12 protein-coding genes and 1 pseudogene are annotated in these 14,378 nt (G+C 74.4%); 3 read left to right on the forward strand and 10 right to left on the reverse strand.

What is annotated here, in order from left to right:
* The first annotated feature begins 102 nt into the window (after positions 1-102).
* Both EDD39_RS41695 and EDD39_RS34330 read left to right on the forward strand, forming a co-directional pair.
* Positions 103-357, forward strand: a complete 255-nt coding sequence (locus EDD39_RS41695; RefSeq protein ID WP_030464696.1) for a lipopolysaccharide assembly protein LapA domain-containing protein — start codon at positions 103-105, stop codon at positions 355-357.
* Positions 252-1,247, forward strand: a complete 996-nt coding sequence (locus tag EDD39_RS34330; RefSeq protein WP_244257461.1) for a PucR family transcriptional regulator — start codon at positions 252-254, stop codon at positions 1,245-1,247. Before EDD39_RS41695 ends, EDD39_RS34330 begins: the two co-directional genes overlap by 106 nt.
* 61 nt (positions 1,248-1,308) lie before the next feature.
* Here EDD39_RS34330 and EDD39_RS34335 read toward each other — a convergent pair whose 3' ends face one another.
* The gene (locus EDD39_RS34335; RefSeq protein ID WP_123563526.1) at positions 1,309-1,788 is read right to left on the reverse strand and encodes a DUF4279 domain-containing protein; all 480 of its coding nucleotides are present in this window, start codon (positions 1,786-1,788) and stop codon (positions 1,309-1,311) included.
* 432 nt (positions 1,789-2,220) lie between these two features.
* Positions 2,221-3,156 (reverse strand): DUF389 domain-containing protein, encoded by a 936-nt coding sequence (locus tag EDD39_RS34340; protein WP_123563527.1) that lies wholly within the window; start codon positions 3,154-3,156, stop codon positions 2,221-2,223.
* A 143-nt stretch (positions 3,157-3,299) separates the two neighbouring features.
* Here EDD39_RS34340 and EDD39_RS42400 point away from each other — a divergent pair, with 143 nt between their 5' ends.
* A complete protein-coding gene (locus EDD39_RS42400) occupies positions 3,300-4,229 on the forward strand; it encodes a DUF4232 domain-containing protein (RefSeq protein ID WP_341869362.1) in 930 nt (309 codons plus the stop codon).
* A 28-nt stretch (positions 4,230-4,257) separates the two neighbouring features.
* Here the strand turns inward: EDD39_RS42400 and EDD39_RS34355 are convergent, their stop codons facing one another.
* The 8 genes and pseudogenes from EDD39_RS34355 to EDD39_RS34385 form a co-directional block, all read right to left on the reverse strand.
* On the reverse strand, positions 4,258-4,908 hold the full coding sequence (locus EDD39_RS34355; protein ID WP_123563528.1) for a lysophospholipid acyltransferase family protein: 651 nt from the start codon (positions 4,906-4,908) through the stop codon (positions 4,258-4,260).
* 160 nt (positions 4,909-5,068) lie between these two features.
* The gene (yjfF, locus tag EDD39_RS34360; protein WP_123563529.1) at positions 5,069-6,046 is read right to left on the reverse strand and encodes a galactofuranose ABC transporter, permease protein YjfF; all 978 of its coding nucleotides are present in this window, start codon (positions 6,044-6,046) and stop codon (positions 5,069-5,071) included.
* Positions 6,043-7,041 (reverse strand): ABC transporter permease, encoded by a 999-nt coding sequence (locus EDD39_RS34365; protein WP_123564033.1) that lies wholly within the window; start codon positions 7,039-7,041, stop codon positions 6,043-6,045. The genes yjfF and EDD39_RS34365 overlap by 4 nt, the downstream gene beginning before the upstream one ends.
* Before the next feature lie 50 nt (positions 7,042-7,091).
* On the reverse strand, positions 7,092-8,612 hold the full coding sequence (locus tag EDD39_RS34370) for a sugar ABC transporter ATP-binding protein (RefSeq protein ID WP_030464234.1): 1,521 nt from the start codon (positions 8,610-8,612) through the stop codon (positions 7,092-7,094).
* Positions 8,613-8,692: 80 nt separating this feature from the next.
* Positions 8,693-9,676 (reverse strand): ABC transporter substrate-binding protein, encoded by a 984-nt coding sequence (locus EDD39_RS34375; protein ID WP_123563530.1) that lies wholly within the window; start codon positions 9,674-9,676, stop codon positions 8,693-8,695.
* 280 nt (positions 9,677-9,956) lie between these two features.
* Positions 9,957-10,994 (reverse strand): LacI family DNA-binding transcriptional regulator, encoded by a 1,038-nt coding sequence (locus EDD39_RS34380; RefSeq protein ID WP_208765731.1) that lies wholly within the window; start codon positions 10,992-10,994, stop codon positions 9,957-9,959.
* 129 nt (positions 10,995-11,123) lie between these two features.
* Positions 11,124-11,318, reverse strand: a complete 195-nt coding sequence (locus EDD39_RS42605; protein ID WP_341869192.1) for an RICIN domain-containing protein — start codon at positions 11,316-11,318, stop codon at positions 11,124-11,126.
* Positions 11,319-13,868: pseudogene (locus EDD39_RS34385) on the reverse strand (beta-L-arabinofuranosidase domain-containing protein); the annotation flags it as partial.
* Positions 13,869-14,378 lie beyond the last annotated feature (510 nt).

Raw genomic sequence — 14,378 nt, forward strand, 5'->3', positions numbered from 1 at the left:
GTGGACGGGGGCAGGACGGCAGTGGACGGGGGGAGCGGACGGGGCGGGGGCCCGGCGGCCGTCGGCGGGCCGAAACGCGGTGTCCCCCGGATAATGGGCCGTATGGCTGACAAGACGCGCAGTGCGGACCGACCGGCCTCGGTGACCGTCGGCGGCCGCGACGTACGCTTCCGGACGATCGCCTTCCTGGTGCTCGGCATCCTGGCGGTCTGGTTCATCGCGGTGAACACCGCCTCGGTGAGCATCCGGCTGTGGATCCCCACCGTCACCCTCCCGCTCTGGCTGGTCCTGCTGGTCACCCTGCTGGTCGGCGCCGCCCTCGGCGGTCTGCTGGCCCGCCGCCGGACGAAGGGCTAGGCCGGGCCGCCGGGGCCGGCTCGGCGGGCGGGCTCCGCCGCACCGGCGAGGCGCTGCTCGCCGCCGCGGAGGCTGCGGTCGCCGCGCTGGGCGAGGGCCACGAGCGGGCGCAGCGGCTGGCGATCCGCCAGGAGGAGGCGGCGCGGCGGGAGTCCATCGACGACCTGCTGTACGGGCGCAGCGGCCCGGGGGCGCCGGCCGAGCGGGCCGAGCGGTTCGGGCTGCGGCCGGCCCGCGCGCACGCGGTGGCGGTCGCGGTCGGCACGGAACCGTACGACGGGGCGGACCCGGTGGCGCGCCGGGTGGAGCGCGAACTCGTTGGCCGCTTCGGCGAACGGGACGTCCTGCCGGCGACCAAGGACGGCCGGCCGGTGTGCGTCGCCCCCGACGGCGCGCACGTGGTGCTGGAGGCGTTCGCTGCCCCCGCGCTCCGCCCCGGCCCCGGGTACCGGGTGGCGACCGGGCGGCGCCACTCCGGGCCGGGCGGGGTGGTGCGCAGCTACGACGAGGCGCTGGGCGCGCTGGACTTCGCGCAGCGCCTCGACCTGCCCGCCGAACGGCTCCGGGCCGAGGAACTGCTGGTGTTCCCGGTGTTGATGCGCGACCGGGTCGCGATGGCGGAACTGGTGCGCAGCGTGCTGGGCCCGCTCGGCGGCGCGCGCGGCGGCGCCGCCCCGCTGCTGGCCACCCTCGCCGCGCAGGCCGAGGCGGGCTACGTGAACGCGGAGGCCGCCCGGCGGCTGGGCGTGAGCGTCCGCACGCCGGGCTACCGGATGGACCGGATCAAGTCCCTGACCGGCTACGACCTCTCGGACGCCCTGCACCGCCACACCCTGGAGACCGTCGCGATGGGCGCTCGCCTGCTCGGATGGCCGCAGCGCGAGCTGTGAGGGGGCGTGCTGCGGGAGCCGGACGAGGGACGCGCCCGCCGGCCCGGGGGCGGGTCGTCCGTCAGCCGGCGTGGTCGTACTCGTCGACGTCCAGAGCGGCGCCGGTGGTGTGGAGGAACGCCAGCACGTCGCGTCCCAGGTGCCACCCCAGCAGGCCCGGGCCCTCGACGAGCTCCGGGGGCGTGCCGGCGAGGCGGTCCTGTCCGTCCTCGTCGTTGAACACGCGCACGACCTCCAGGACGGCGCTGGGGCCTTCGCCGTCCTCGCCGTCCTCGGCGTCGAGCCGCCGGGTCAGGGCGGCGATGGCATCGGCGTGCGGTGCCAGCCGTGCCACGACGCGGGCGACCTGTTCGTCGACGCCCAGGCCCGGCTCGCGGCACACGATCTTCCACCGGTGGAGGACCGGAAGCACCCTGGGTCCGGTGGAGCGGCTGCCCCGGACCATGGTCTCGTCCGGTTCGATTCCCAGGACGGCCGTCATCTCCGCGGCCGACACGGTGAGGCTGGACAGCCCGAAGTAGGCGTACTGGCTGATGAGCATGCGGGAAGGATAGGCGCCGCGCCCCTCCGCGGGAGACCGCATTTCCGTGGAACGCCGGCCCCCTTCGCAGGAGTTCGGCCCGGAGGCCGGCCGGAGGAACCGCCCGGACCCTCCCGGAACGCCCGCCGGGGCTACGCCGCTGCGGGTTTCCGGCGCCGTAGGGGCGCCAAGACTGCCGGATCCTGGCAATGTGCCGGCCCCCCGCCCCTGCCACGATCATCCCGGCACCTCGGGGGAGGTGCCGCAGTGCGACCGGGGGAGCGGACGGGCCGGCCGGGGCCGCGCCGGCGACGCCGGGGGCCCGTCCGCGGCGCACTGCCAGGGGGAGCCGCCACGGGCCGCACCGGGGCTGCGCGGTCCACGGGCGTCGACGCCGCGGAAGGGAGGGCGTCGACGCCCGCAGGGGCCGGGGCGCCTGCGGGCCGCCCCGGTTCAGCGGGTGCGGCGGCGGCGGACCAGGTGCCAGGCGCCGTGCTGGACCAGCAGGGTCAGGACGCCGGCCAGGACGATGCCCAGCAGGTTGAGGGCGAGCTGGACGGCCGAGCCCCAGCCCTGGGCGTACTCGCCGTAGGCCACGGCGACGGCCGCGTTGGCCGCGGCCGGGACGGTGGTGACCGAGATCGCCACGCCGACCAGGGCGGACGCCTTGGCGGAGGTGAGCGAGAGCAGACCCGCGACACCCGCCAGGAAGGCCACCACGAAGGACATCGCGTCCGGCTGCCAGATGAACGAGGTGTTCGGGCGCGCGGCCGCGAACCTGGCGTCGCTGAACAGGCCCAGCGCGTCCATCAGCAGGGAGAAGCCCACGGTGAGCGCCATCGCCACGGTGAAACCGACCGCCAGCGCCAGCAGGGAGCGGACCGCCGGGCGGGCCCGGCGCCGCACGACGGCGACGCAGAGCCCGGCGAGCGGCCCGAACTCGGGGCCCACGGCCATCGCGCCGACGATCAGGATCGCGCTGTCCAGCACCGCGCCGCAGGCGGCCAGCATGGTGGCGACCGTCAGGAGCGCCAGGAAGACCCCGCTGAGCGTCGACTCCTCCTGGACGACCTCCGACACCTCCTCCCACACCAGGGCGTCGACCCCCTCGCCCGGCGCCGCCCGCTCCGCCTCGTCGGCCGCCCGGGAGAGGGTCAGCCCGACCTCGTCCACGCTGATCGCCCCGCGTTCGGCCAGCCCCAACCCGCGCAGCTCGCCGAGCAGTTCGTCCGCGGCCTCGCGGGCCACGTCGCACAGCACCAGGTCGCCGGCCGGGCGCACCGCACCTCCGGGCAGCACCGCGAGGTGGGCGACCCCGACCCGGGTGTCGAGCCGTTTCAGGACCTGTTCGCGCAGGTCGGGGGGAACGATCAGGCGGAGCTGGAGCACGGGATCCTCCGGGCGGGCGGCGCGGTCTGCGCCCACCTTAGGGGGCGGGGCGTCGGGCCCCGGCCGCAGGCGGGCCGGTCCGGTCCGGGCGCGGCCGGGCGGGGCGGGCTGACGGGGAGTGAACTTCCGGGCCGCCGGGGGCGGTGGGGCTCCGTCGTGGGTCAAGGGCGGCCGGGTCACGGGTCCGTCCCGGCCGGCGGGGGCGGGGGCGGTGGGGCGCGGGGGCCGGGCGGAGCGGCGTTCTCGCAGGTCGGCGGGGGGATGCGGGGCGGCGGGGCGGGCGGGTTGCGGCGGGGTGTGTCACAGCACTGTCCTGGGGGCGGCCCGGGTGCAACGGTTCGTCCGGGCGGACGGTCCTGGTCTTCGGAAACCCGCTCGCACCGGGCGGCCGGCCCGGCCGCCCCACCGGAGGAGATCACCATGCGCGTCCGTACGCCCGCCTTCGTCGTCCTGGCCGTCGCCGCCGCCCTCTCGCTCACCGCCTGCCAGGACGACGAGACGGGGGCCGTGCAGGGCGCCCCGACCGGGGCCCCGGCCGCGTCCACCGGTGCCTCCGCAGGTGCCTCCCCGAGCGGGGCCAGGCCCCGACGGGCACGGGCAAGGGCGCCGCGCCCTCCACCGCCGCGCCGGCCGGCTCCGGCGGGGCCGGGAAGGCGGCCAAGTGCCGGACCGCGGACCTGACCGTCACCGCCGCGGACCGCACCATCACCGGCGACGACGCCAACACCGTCGTGGTCGAGCTGAAGAACCACAGCGGCAAGGACTGCACGCTCTCCGGGTACGCGGGCGTCGACCTGCAGACCCCCTCGGGCCCGCTGTCCGCGAAGCGCTCCGGCGAACCGGTGGTCTCCGCGGTGCTGAAGAGCGGCAAGTCGACCTACTTCGGCATCAGCTACCCGGCCAACAACACGGGCGGCTCCGGCCTGCGGATCACCGGCCTGGTGGTGACCCCGCCCGACGAGACCCAGCCGGTCACCCTGCCCTGGCCGGGCGCCGGCTCGCTGCCCGTCACGGACACCGACGGGTCCCCGGTGAAGGTCGGCCCGGTGGGGAGCGCCGGCCAGGGCGAGTGACCCCGGCCCGAGCCGGGCTGACGGGTCGTCAGCGGCGGTGCGGCGGCAGGTGGGTGGCGGCGGTGCGCCAGGCGGCGGTGACGGCGGCGTGGGCCTCGGCGGTGGCGGTGGCGACGTCGGGGGAGAGGTGCAGGGGCGCGCCGAGGTGGACGTGGACGGCGGGGCGGCGCAGCGGGGCGGTGAGGAGGCCGGCGAACTGCTTGGCGGTGGAGCCCGAGCTGATCCGGCGGGCGCCCGCCTGGCCGAGCGGGACGACCGGGGCGCCGCCGGCGGCGAGCCGGGCCAGGCCGGTGCGGAACGGGCCGGGGGCGCGGTCGGCGGGGTCGGTCCGCAGCGGCAGGCGGCCCTCGGGGTAGAGGACGACCACCCGGCCGGCGGCCAGCGCGGCGGCCGCGGCCTCCAGGGCGCGCGCGGCGTGCTCGGTGCCGCGGTGGACGGGGACGTGGCCCTCGCGGGTCAGCGCGCCGCGCAGCAGCGGGATCCGCCACAGCCCGGCGGTGGCCAGCACGACGGGTTCGACGCCCAGCCGGCGGACGGCGGCGAGCACCACGCCCGGGTCGGCCAGCGAGGAGTGGTTGGCGGCGACGATGCTGCCGGGGGCCAGGGCGGTGTCCGGGTCGGTGGTGACGGTGAGGCGCCCGAGGACCGGGACGACGGTGCGGGCGACGGCGCTCAGCATGGGGTGGGCCCTCGGGATCGGGTGGCGGCGGGCCGCCCGCGGCGGTCCCGGGGGCGGCCCGCCCAGTGTGGCGCCGGTGCGGCCGGTGCGGCCTGAGCCCGGGTACTCACCCGCGTACTCACCCCCGCCGGCCGGTCCGGCGGGGGTGGGCGGCGCCCGTTCAGGCCGGTCGGCGGCGGGCCGTGACCAGGCGCTGCAGGACGATGAAGACGAACAGCAGGGCGCCGATGACGATCCGGGTCCACCAGGAGCTGAGGGTGCCCTGGAAGCTGATGATCGTCTGGATCAGGCCGAGCACGGCCACGCCCAGCACGGTGCCGACCAGGTAGCCGGAGCCGCCGGTCAGCAGGGTGCCGCCGATGACCACCGCGGCGATCGCGTCCAGCTCCAGGCCGACCGCGTGCAGGCCGTAGCCGGAGAGCATGTAGAAGGTGAGCAGGACGCCGCCGAGGGCCGAGCAGAAGCCGCTGACCGCGTACACGGTGACCTTCGTTCGGGCCACCGGGAGGCCCATCAGCAGGGCGGACTGCTCGCTGCCGCCGAGCGCGTAGACGTTGCGGCCGAAGCGGGTGTAGTGCAGCACCACGAAGGCGGCGACCACGACCAGGACCGCGATCAGGGCGCTCGGGGACAGGAAGGTGCCGCCGGGCAGCGGGATGCGGGTCTGCGCCATCGTGGTGTAGGAGGGGTCGGTGATGGAGATCGACTCGACGCTGATCGTGTAGCACAGGCCGCGGGCCAGGAACATGCCGGCCAGGGTGACGATGAACGGCTGGATCTCGAAGGTGTGGATCACCCAGCCCATCGCCCAGCCGATCCCGGTGCCGACGGCCAGCACCAGCGGGATGACGACGAGCATCGGCCAGTGGTGCTTCTCCACCAGCCAGGCCGACACCATGGTGGACAGGGCGACGACCGCGCCGACCGACAGGTCGATGCCGCCGGTGAGGATGACGAAGGTCATGCCGATGGCGACGACCAGCAGGAAGGCGTTGTCGATCAGCAGGTTGAGCAGGACCTGGCCGGAGGCGAAGCCCTCGTACTGCACCGAGCCGGCGCCGAACATCGCCAGCAGCAGGACGGAGGTGACCAGCAGCGGGATCTGTCCGCGCAGCCGGGCGGTGAGAGTGGCGATCATGTGCCCACCTTCGGAGCGGTAGGGGCCGCGGGCTCGGGCCGGCTGCTGCGGGCCGCGTGGCGGCGGCGGGCCATCTTGGCGCGGAACTGCGGGGACTGGACGAGGCAGACGGCGATGACCACCGCGGCCTTGAAGACCAGGGTGGTCTCCGGGGGGATGCCGATGGTGTAGACGGTGGTGGACAGGGTCTGGATGACCAGGGCGCCGATCACCGTGCCGCCGATCGAGAACCGGCCGCCGTTGAGCGAGGTGCCGCCGATCACGACGGCCAGGATGGCGTCGAGCTCGATCCACAGGCCGGCGTTGTTGCCGTCGGCCGCCGACACGTTGGAACTGATCATCAGACCGGCGACGGCCGCGCAGACCGCGCTGACCACGTACACCAGGGCGGTCAGCCGCAGCGCCCGGATGCCGACCAGCCGGCTGGCCACCGGGTTGCCGCCGACCGACTCCAGCAGCAGGCCCAGCGCGGTGGACCGGGTCAGCAGCAGGGACACGCCCACCGCGGCGGCGGCCAGCAGGACGGCGAACGGCACGGTGAACCAGTAGCCGCCGCCGATGAGCCGGTACGGGCCGCTGGTGACGGTGATGATCTGGCCGTCGGTGATCAGCTGGGCCACGCCGCGCCCGGCGACCATCAGGATGAGCGTCGCCACGATCGGCTGCACGCCGATCCGGGCCACCAGCACGCCGTTGACGGCGCCGAGGACGAGCGCCACGGCCAGCGCCAGGGCGACCGCGACCAGCACGGTGGTGACGCTGCCGGGGTCGGCGGCCTTGCTGATGTACAGGCAGGCGAGGGCGCCGGCGATGGCGACGGTGGAGCCGACCGACAGGTCGATGCCGCCGGTGGCGATGACCAGCGTCATGCCGAGGGCGACCAGGGTCAGCGGGGCGCCGAAGTGCAGGATGTCGACCAGGCTGCCGTACAGGTGGCCGTCCTTGATCCGGACGGCGAAGAAGTCCGGGGTGAAGGCCAGGTTGGCCAGCAGCATGACGGCCAGGACGGCCGCGGGCCAGAAGAGCCGGTGCCTGGCGATCGCCGTCACGGCCGGCCTCCGCTCGCGATGGTCTCCATGATGTGCTCCGGGGTGAGGGAGCCGTCGTTGGCGAGCTGGGCGACCATCCGGTGGTCCTTCAGCACGCCGACCTTGTGGCTCAGGCGCAGGACTTCTTCGAGTTCGGCGGAGATGAACAGCACCGCCATGCCCTTCTCGGCGAGCCGGGCGACCAGCTTCTGGATCTCGGCCTTGGCGCCGACGTCGATGCCGCGGGTGGGCTCGTCGAGGATCAGCAGCTTGGGGTCGGTGATCAGCCAGCGGGCCAGCAGGACCTTCTGCTGGTTGCCGCCGGAGAGGTTGCGCACCAGCGCCTCGGGGTCGTTCGGACGGATGTCCAGGGCGCGGATCCAGCGCAGCGCCAGGGCGTCCTGCTCGGTGCGGGAGATCGGGCGCAGCCAGCCGCGGCCGGCCTGCAGGGCGAGGACGATGTTCTCGCGGACGGTGAGTTCGCCGACCAGGCCCTCGGCCTTGCGGTTCTCCGAGCAGAACGCGATGCCGTGGCCGATGGCGGCGCGCGGTTCGCGCAGCGCGGCGGGGCGCCCGTCCAGGCGCAGGGTGCCGCGGTCGGCCTGGTCGGCGCCGAACAGCAGCCGGGCGGCCTCGGTGCGGCCGGAGCCGAGCAGGCCGGCCAGGCCGACCACCTCGCCGGGGCGGACGGTCAGGTCGTACGGTTCGATGGCGCCGCTGCGGCCGAGGCCGTCCGCGACCAGGAACGGCTCGCCGCCGGCGGCCACGGTGTCGGTGCGGCGGCCGGCCGCGGCCAGGCTCTCCAGGCTGGCGAGTTCGGAGCCGATCATCCGGGAGACCAGCTGGACCTGGGTGAGGTCCCGGGTGCGGTACTCGCCCTCGAGGCGGCCGTTGCGCAGCACGGTCATCCGGTCGCAGATCTCGTAGACCTGGTCGAGGAAGTGCGAGACGAACAGGATCGCCACCCCGCGGTCGCGCAACCGCCGCATGACGGCGAAGAGTTGGGCGACCTCGTCGCGGTCGAGGCTGGAGGTGGGCTCGTCCAGGATCAGTACCTTGGCGTCGACGTCGACGGCCCGGGCGATGGCGACCAGCTGCTGGACGGCGATGGAGTGGCTGTCCAGCCGGGTGGTGACGTCGAGGTCCAGGTCGAGCGCGGCCACCGAGGCGGCGGCGCGGCGGCGCAGTTCGGACCAGTGGACCAGGCCGCGCCGTCGGGGCTCGCGGCCAATGAAGAGGTTCTCCGCGACCGACAGGTTCGGGCAGAGGTTGACCTCCTGGTAGACGGTGCTGATGCCGATCTGCTGGGCCTGGAGCGGCCCGGTGATCCGCACGGCGCGGCCGGCCATCGAGACCTGCCCGCCGTCGGCCCGGTACACGCCGGTGAGGACCTTGATCAGGGTGGACTTGCCCGCGCCGTTCTCGCCCATCAGCGCGTGCACTTCGCCCGGGAAGAGCCGGAAGTCGACGCCGTCGAGCGCCAGCACGCCGGGGAACTCCTTGCGGAGCCCGCGTACCTCCAGGACCGGTGGCTGCATCGGTCCTCCTTTCGTGGTCGGTCGGGGGACGGGGGCCGCGCCGCGGGGCAGGCGGCGCGGCCCCCGGGGGTCCGGCCGGATCAGTACTGGCGGTTGGGCAGCGCGGCGGTGGCCTGCTCGGGGGTGAAGGTGCCCTCCTCGGTCTTGATCCGGCGCTCGACGCTCTCGCCGGCCTTGACCTTCTTGGCCAGTTCCATCAGCTGGTCGCCGAGCAGCGGGTTGCACTCGACATCGAAGTTGATCTTGCCCTGGCTCATCGCGGTGAAGGCGTCCTTGACGCCGTCCACCGAGACGATCTTGATGTCGGTGCCGGGCTTCTTGCCGGCCTCCTCGATCGCCTGGATCGCGCCGAGCGCCATGTCGTCGTTGTGCGCGTACAGCACGTCGATCTTCGGCTGGGACTTCAGGAACGCCTGCATGACCTCCTTGCCCTTGGCCCGGGTGAAGTCGCCGGTCTGCGAGGCGACCACCTTGAACTTCGGGTCGCCCTTGATCGCGTCCGCGAAGCCGGACTTGCGGTCGTTGGCGGGCGCGGAGCCGGTGGTGCCCTCCAGCTGGACGATGTTCACGTCCCCGGAGGCGGCGGCGTACTCCTTGACCAGCCAGTCGCCGGCCTTCTTGCCCTCCTCGACGAAGTCCGAGCCGAGGAAGGAGACGTACAGCGACTCGTCCTTGGAGTCCACCGCGCGGTCGGTGAGGATCACCGGGATGTGCGCGTTCTTGGCCTCCTTCAGGACGGTGTCCCAGCCGGACTCGACCACCGGCGAGAAGGCGATCACGTCGACCTTCTGCTGGATGAACGAGCGGATCGCCTTGATCTGGTTCTCCTGCTTCTGCTGCGCGTCGGAGAACTTGAGGGTCACGCCGGCCTTCTTCGCCGCGTCCTGGATCGACTTGGTGTTGGCGGTGCGCCAGCCGCTCTCGGCGCCGACCTGGGCGAAGCCGATGGTGAGCTTGCCGTCCGACTTCTTGCCGTCGGCGGAGCCGCTGCCCGAGGAGCAGGCGGTCAGGCCGAGGACCAGGGCGCCGGAGAGTGCGGCTGCGGCAACGGCTCTCTTGGACATCTGGGGTTCCTCTCGGTTGTGCTCCCGGGCGGGCGCCGCGGGCGGCGGGTGGTGCCGGAAGGGGTGGGGGTGGTGCCGGAAGGGAAGGGGGGTTCGCATCGGGCGGCCGTGCGCGGACGGCCGCCGCGGGGAAGTGCGGTGGATCGCCGGAGGCGGGGAGTGCGCTGGGTTCGCGGCCGGCGGCCGGCGGTGGTGCTCCCGGTGGGGTTCGACGCCGGCGCCTCGGCCAGACAAGATTGTTAGCGCTAACAACCACCCTCGGCAAGAGCGGTGCACCGCGTTATCGAATCTTGACCGCCGCCCCGGCGGGCGCCGGGCCGGACGAATCGCGCACCACCAGGTCCGGGGCGATCAGCACCCGGCGGCCCGCGCACGGCACTCCGGACAACTCCTCGACCAGCAGCGACAGCGCCTGCCGTCCCAGGGCCTCGAAGTCCTGGCGGACCGTGGTCAGCGGCGGGACCAGGTAGGCGGCCTCCGGGATGTGGTCGAACCCGACCACGCTGATGTCCCCGGGGACCGCCCGCCCGCCCTCGTGCAGCGCGCGCAGCACGCCCAGCGCCGTCTGGTCGTTCGCGCAGAACACCGCGGTCACCCGCGGGTCGGCGGCGATCCGCAGCCCGGCCTGGTAGCCGGAGCGGGCGCCCCAGTCGCCGGGGAGCGCCGGCGGCACCCGCGCGCCCGCCTCGGCCAGCGCGCCGCGCCAGCCCCGCTCCCGCTCCTGGCTCTCCAACCAGCCTGGCGGTCCGGTGATGTGATGCACCGTCAGGTGGCCGAGGCCGAGCAGGTAGCGGGTGGCCGCGGCGGCCCCCGCCACGTTGTCCACCGCGACCCGCGGAACGGCGGAGGGCGCGCCGGTCCCCACCATCACCACCGGGCTCGCCCCGGCCGGGTCGGCCGGGCCGCCGGTCGCGGAGACCTGTGGGGCGATCACCGCGATGCCCTCCACGCCCTGGTCGCGCAGCCGGTCGACGGCCTCCTGCACGGAGCGCGGGTCCAGCGACCGCAGCGAGGCCACGCTGACGAAGTAGCCCGCGCTGCGGGCGGCCTGCTCCAGCCCGTCCAGCATGGAGGCGGGCCCGTAGAGGGTGCTGGCGAAACTGACCACGCCCAGGGTCTGCGAGCGCCGGGTCACCAGCGCCCGGGCCATCGAGTTCGGCCGGTAGTCCAGCTCGCGGATCGCCGCCGCGACCCTGGCCTGGGTGGCCGGGGCGACGTTCGGCGAGCCGTTCAGCACCCGCGAGACGGTCTGGTGCGAGACCCCGGCCAGTTTGGCCACGTCGGCCATCACGGGCTGACGGGTCCTCGGTGCGGTCATGCGGGCTCCAATCGCGGCGCCCGGCCGGCGGCCCGGCCCCGGCCGCAGGGGACCGGCGGACCCGGTGGTGCGCGCTCGCGCGACGCCGGGCCGCGGCCCGCCGGTCCGGCACGGGGGGTCGGCGGGCGCTCAGACGAAGCGCCACAGGTGGTCGGTGGTGCCGTTGTCGTCCCAGAGCACCACCTGGGCGCCCTGGGCGGTCGACATGCCGGTGACGCCCAGCACCCGGCCGCCGGCGGCGCACTGGATGCGGAAGCAGCCGCCGGAGCCGTACCGCAGCCGCCACCGGTGGTCGGCGGTGCCGCTGTCGGCCCACTGGACGATCCGGGTGCCGTTCGCGGTGGCGCCGCCCTCCGTGCCGAGCACCTTGCCGCTGTTGGTGTTGCGCAGCCGCAGGTACCCGCCGGTGTCCACGACCGCCGACCACAGGTGGTCGGCGGTGCCGTTGTCGGCCCACTGGAGGACCGGCGCGCCGTCGCTGGTGGACATGTTCTGCACCCCCAGGACCAGGCCGCTGTTCAGGTTCCGGATGCGGCGCGCACCGTTGGGGACGAACCGCCACCGGTTGTCGGAGGTGCCGTTGTCGGGGTGCTGGACGGCCTGCGCGCCCTGGGCGGAGGAGCTGTTCAGGAGGCCGAGGACCTTGCCGCTGTTGGCGTTGCGCAGCGCGTGGGTGCCGTCGCCCAGGTCGACGACCTCCCAGCGGTGGTCGGCGGTGCCGTTGTCCGCCCACTGCAGGACGGGCGCGTCGTCCGCGGTGGACATGTTCTGCACGCCGAGGACCTTGCCGCTGTTGGCGTTGCGCAGCCGCAGTGCCGCGCCGTCGACGACGAAGGACCAGTTGTGGTCGGCGGTTCCGGTGTCCTGCCACTGCAGGGCCGGGCCGCCGTCCGCGGTGGACATGTCCTTGATGCCCAGGACGAGGCCGCTGGCGGCGTTGACGAGGCGGAAGCCGGTGCCGGTGCCGGTGTTCCAGTAGACGCTGTAGTTGTAGCCCTGCGCGTCGTAGAACGGGGCGAGGCTGACCGGCGCCCCGTCGGCCGTGGCGGTGAAGGCCAGGGCGGTGGTGCTGGTCCTGGTCACCGAGGAGACGGCCAGCGACGGCAGGGACGCCGGCACGGTGTCGCCGTAGTTGCCGCACAGCACCGTCGGCCCGTAGGTCAGGGCGGCGACGTCCGGGTTGTCGTTGGCCGGGGCGAGGACCACCTCCATGGGCAGGCGCACGGTGACGGTGTCACCGGAGGCCCAGGCGCGGGTGAGGACCGCGTAGGTACCCGGGGTGGCGGCGGTGTTCTGAACGGTGCCGTTGACGCTGACCGTGGCACCGGACGCCCACGCGGGGATGCGCACCCGCATGGACCACGTCCCGGCGACGCTCCCCGTGACCTTGAGGGTGGTCGTGTCGCCGGCCGGGTAGGTCGTGCTCTGGGTGACGGTCACGCCCCGCTGGGACCAGTCCAGGACGGAGGGGAGGAACAGGTTCACCGTGAGCGTGGTGCCGCTGTAGAAGTAGACCGAGTCCATCAGCTTGGTGTTGGACTCCAGCGCCGTGCCCTGGCAGCACCAGAAGGTCCCGTAGTCGGTGCTCCACGTCCCGCCGCCCCAGGCCGGGCCCACGCCGCGCCGGCCGCCCGCCTTCAGGGGGGTGAAGTAGGTGATGTGCCCGTGGGGGTCCGCGGGGTTCTGCCCGCCGACGGTGTGGTTGAGCAGGTCCCGCTCGTAGAGGTCGAAGTAGGTGGAGCGGTCGGGGTCGAGCAGCCACAGCTCCCGGGTCAGCTTCTGCAGGTTGTACGAGTTGCACAGCTCGCAGGTGTCGTTCGTCAGGTAGGCGGCGATGGCGTTCGGGGCCCGGAAGTGTTCGGCCTGGCTGTTGGCGCCGATGGCGTAGGTGTGCGCGGCGGTGGTGATGTCCCAGGCGTTCGCGGCGATGTCGCGGTACCGGGTGGTGCCGGTGGCCTTGTACTCGCGGGCGGCGCCGATCCACTTCGGCAACTGGGTGTTGGCGTGCAGGCCGTCGAGCAGGTCCTGGTCGGCGGCGAGGGGATCGAGGACCGAGGCGTGGTCGAAGCGCTGGGCCACGGTCAGCCAGCGCCGGTCGCCGGTCTGCAGGGAGAGGTCGGCCAGCACCTCGTTCATCCCGCCGAACTCGGTGCCCAGGACGGCCTGCATCCGGCTGTAGCTCAGCTTCGCGGTGCGGGTGTCCACCCAGCCGGCAAGAGCGAGCAGGACGTCCCGCGCCTGGGTGTTGCCCGTGTAGCGCCAGACGTCGAGCAGGCCGGCCATGGTCTTGTGGACGCAGTAGTAGGGCACGTTCCCGTTGGTGAGGGTGCCCGCCTCCAGCGCGCTGAAGTCGCTCTCGGGGAAGCCGGACAGGTACCCGGCGGTGAAGCCCCTGGCCGCGTTGCCGGCCTGGCACTGGGCCATCGCGGCCACCATGGCCGCGGCCTTGTCCCGGCAGACGGTGTCGCCGAGCGCGGCGTACGCCTGGGCCCAGGCGGAGAGGAAGTGGCCCTGCACGTGGCCGCGGAAGGGGAAGCCCGGCGCGTCCCAACCGCCGTTCGGGGCGGCGCCGTTGACGGACAGGCCGTGGGTGGCGCGGAAGACGTACAGCAGCCGGTCGACGTCGACGAACCGCAGGTAGGCCAGGGTGCGGTTCTGGTTGTCGAGCCAGCGGCCGCCGGTGAGCCGGACCTGCCCCGGGTCGAACGGGTAGGTCGAGACGCCGACCTCCGCCTGGACCGGGGGGACGGTGGCGGCCGCGGCCGGGGACCGGCCGGCGGCGAGCGGGACGGCGGCGGCCACCGCCGCGGCCCCGGTGGCCTTCAGCACGCTGCGCCGGGTCGGGGAGGAGGACGGGGGAGGGGGAGGAGGCATGGTGGGCTCCAGGGGCCGGGTGCGGGTTCGGGTGGGGACGCGGTGCCGGGCGGTTCGGGGCGTGCGGGCTCGGGGGGTGCAGGGCTCAAGGCGTGCAGGGCTCGGGGCGTGCGGGCTTGGGGCGTGCAGGGCTCGGGGTGCGGGCTCAGCGGTGTGAGCGCTAACAAGTGCGCGGCGCGGGCAGGCGGCACGGGCCGGTCGCGGATGGATGACTTTTATAGTCGCGGCCGTCCGCACTGTCCAGCCATCGCGCACGGCGGGCCGCGACGCCACCTCCCGTGCGGCTGCCGGGAGTTGGCGGCGCGGCCGGGCGGGTCGGCGGTTCCGGCGGCGGACCTCTTGTCGACCCCGATTGTGAGCGCTAACATTTCGCTCGTCCACTCCACGGGCAGCACCACCGCAGCCGGGCCGTCCGGCTCCCGCCGGTCGCGCCCGTCCACCCCGACCCCGTCGTCCGTGCGGCATCACCCGCTTCCGCGCGCCCGGCCGACGGCTCCCGTTCCGTGCTTC

This window comes from Kitasatospora cineracea (assembly GCF_003751605.1).
In the GTDB taxonomy this organism is placed as follows: domain Bacteria; phylum Actinomycetota; class Actinomycetes; order Streptomycetales; family Streptomycetaceae; genus Kitasatospora; species Kitasatospora cineracea.

What these genes read in the sequence shown, in the direction of transcription:
- yjfF (WP_123563529.1), bottom strand. Translation starts at nt 6,046, where the DNA reads ATGATCGCCACTCTCACCGCCCGGCTGCGCGGACAGATCCCGCTGCTG.
- EDD39_RS34365 (WP_123564033.1), bottom strand. Translation starts at nt 7,041, where the DNA reads ATGCTGCTGGCCAACCTGGCCTTCACCCCGGACTTCTTCGCCGTCCGG.
- EDD39_RS34335 (WP_123563526.1), bottom strand. Translation starts at nt 1,788, where the DNA reads ATGCTCATCAGCCAGTACGCCTACTTCGGGCTGTCCAGCCTCACCGTG.
- EDD39_RS34370 (WP_030464234.1), bottom strand. Translation starts at nt 8,612, where the DNA reads ATGCAGCCACCGGTCCTGGAGGTACGCGGGCTCCGCAAGGAGTTCCCC.
- EDD39_RS41695 (WP_030464696.1), top strand. Translation starts at nt 103, where the DNA reads ATGGCTGACAAGACGCGCAGTGCGGACCGACCGGCCTCGGTGACCGTC.
- EDD39_RS34375 (WP_123563530.1), bottom strand. Translation starts at nt 9,676, where the DNA reads ATGTCCAAGAGAGCCGTTGCCGCAGCCGCACTCTCCGGCGCCCTGGTC.
- EDD39_RS34355 (WP_123563528.1), bottom strand. Translation starts at nt 4,908, where the DNA reads ATGCTGAGCGCCGTCGCCCGCACCGTCGTCCCGGTCCTCGGGCGCCTC.
- EDD39_RS34380 (WP_208765731.1), bottom strand. Translation starts at nt 10,994, where the DNA reads ATGACCGCACCGAGGACCCGTCAGCCCGTGATGGCCGACGTGGCCAAA.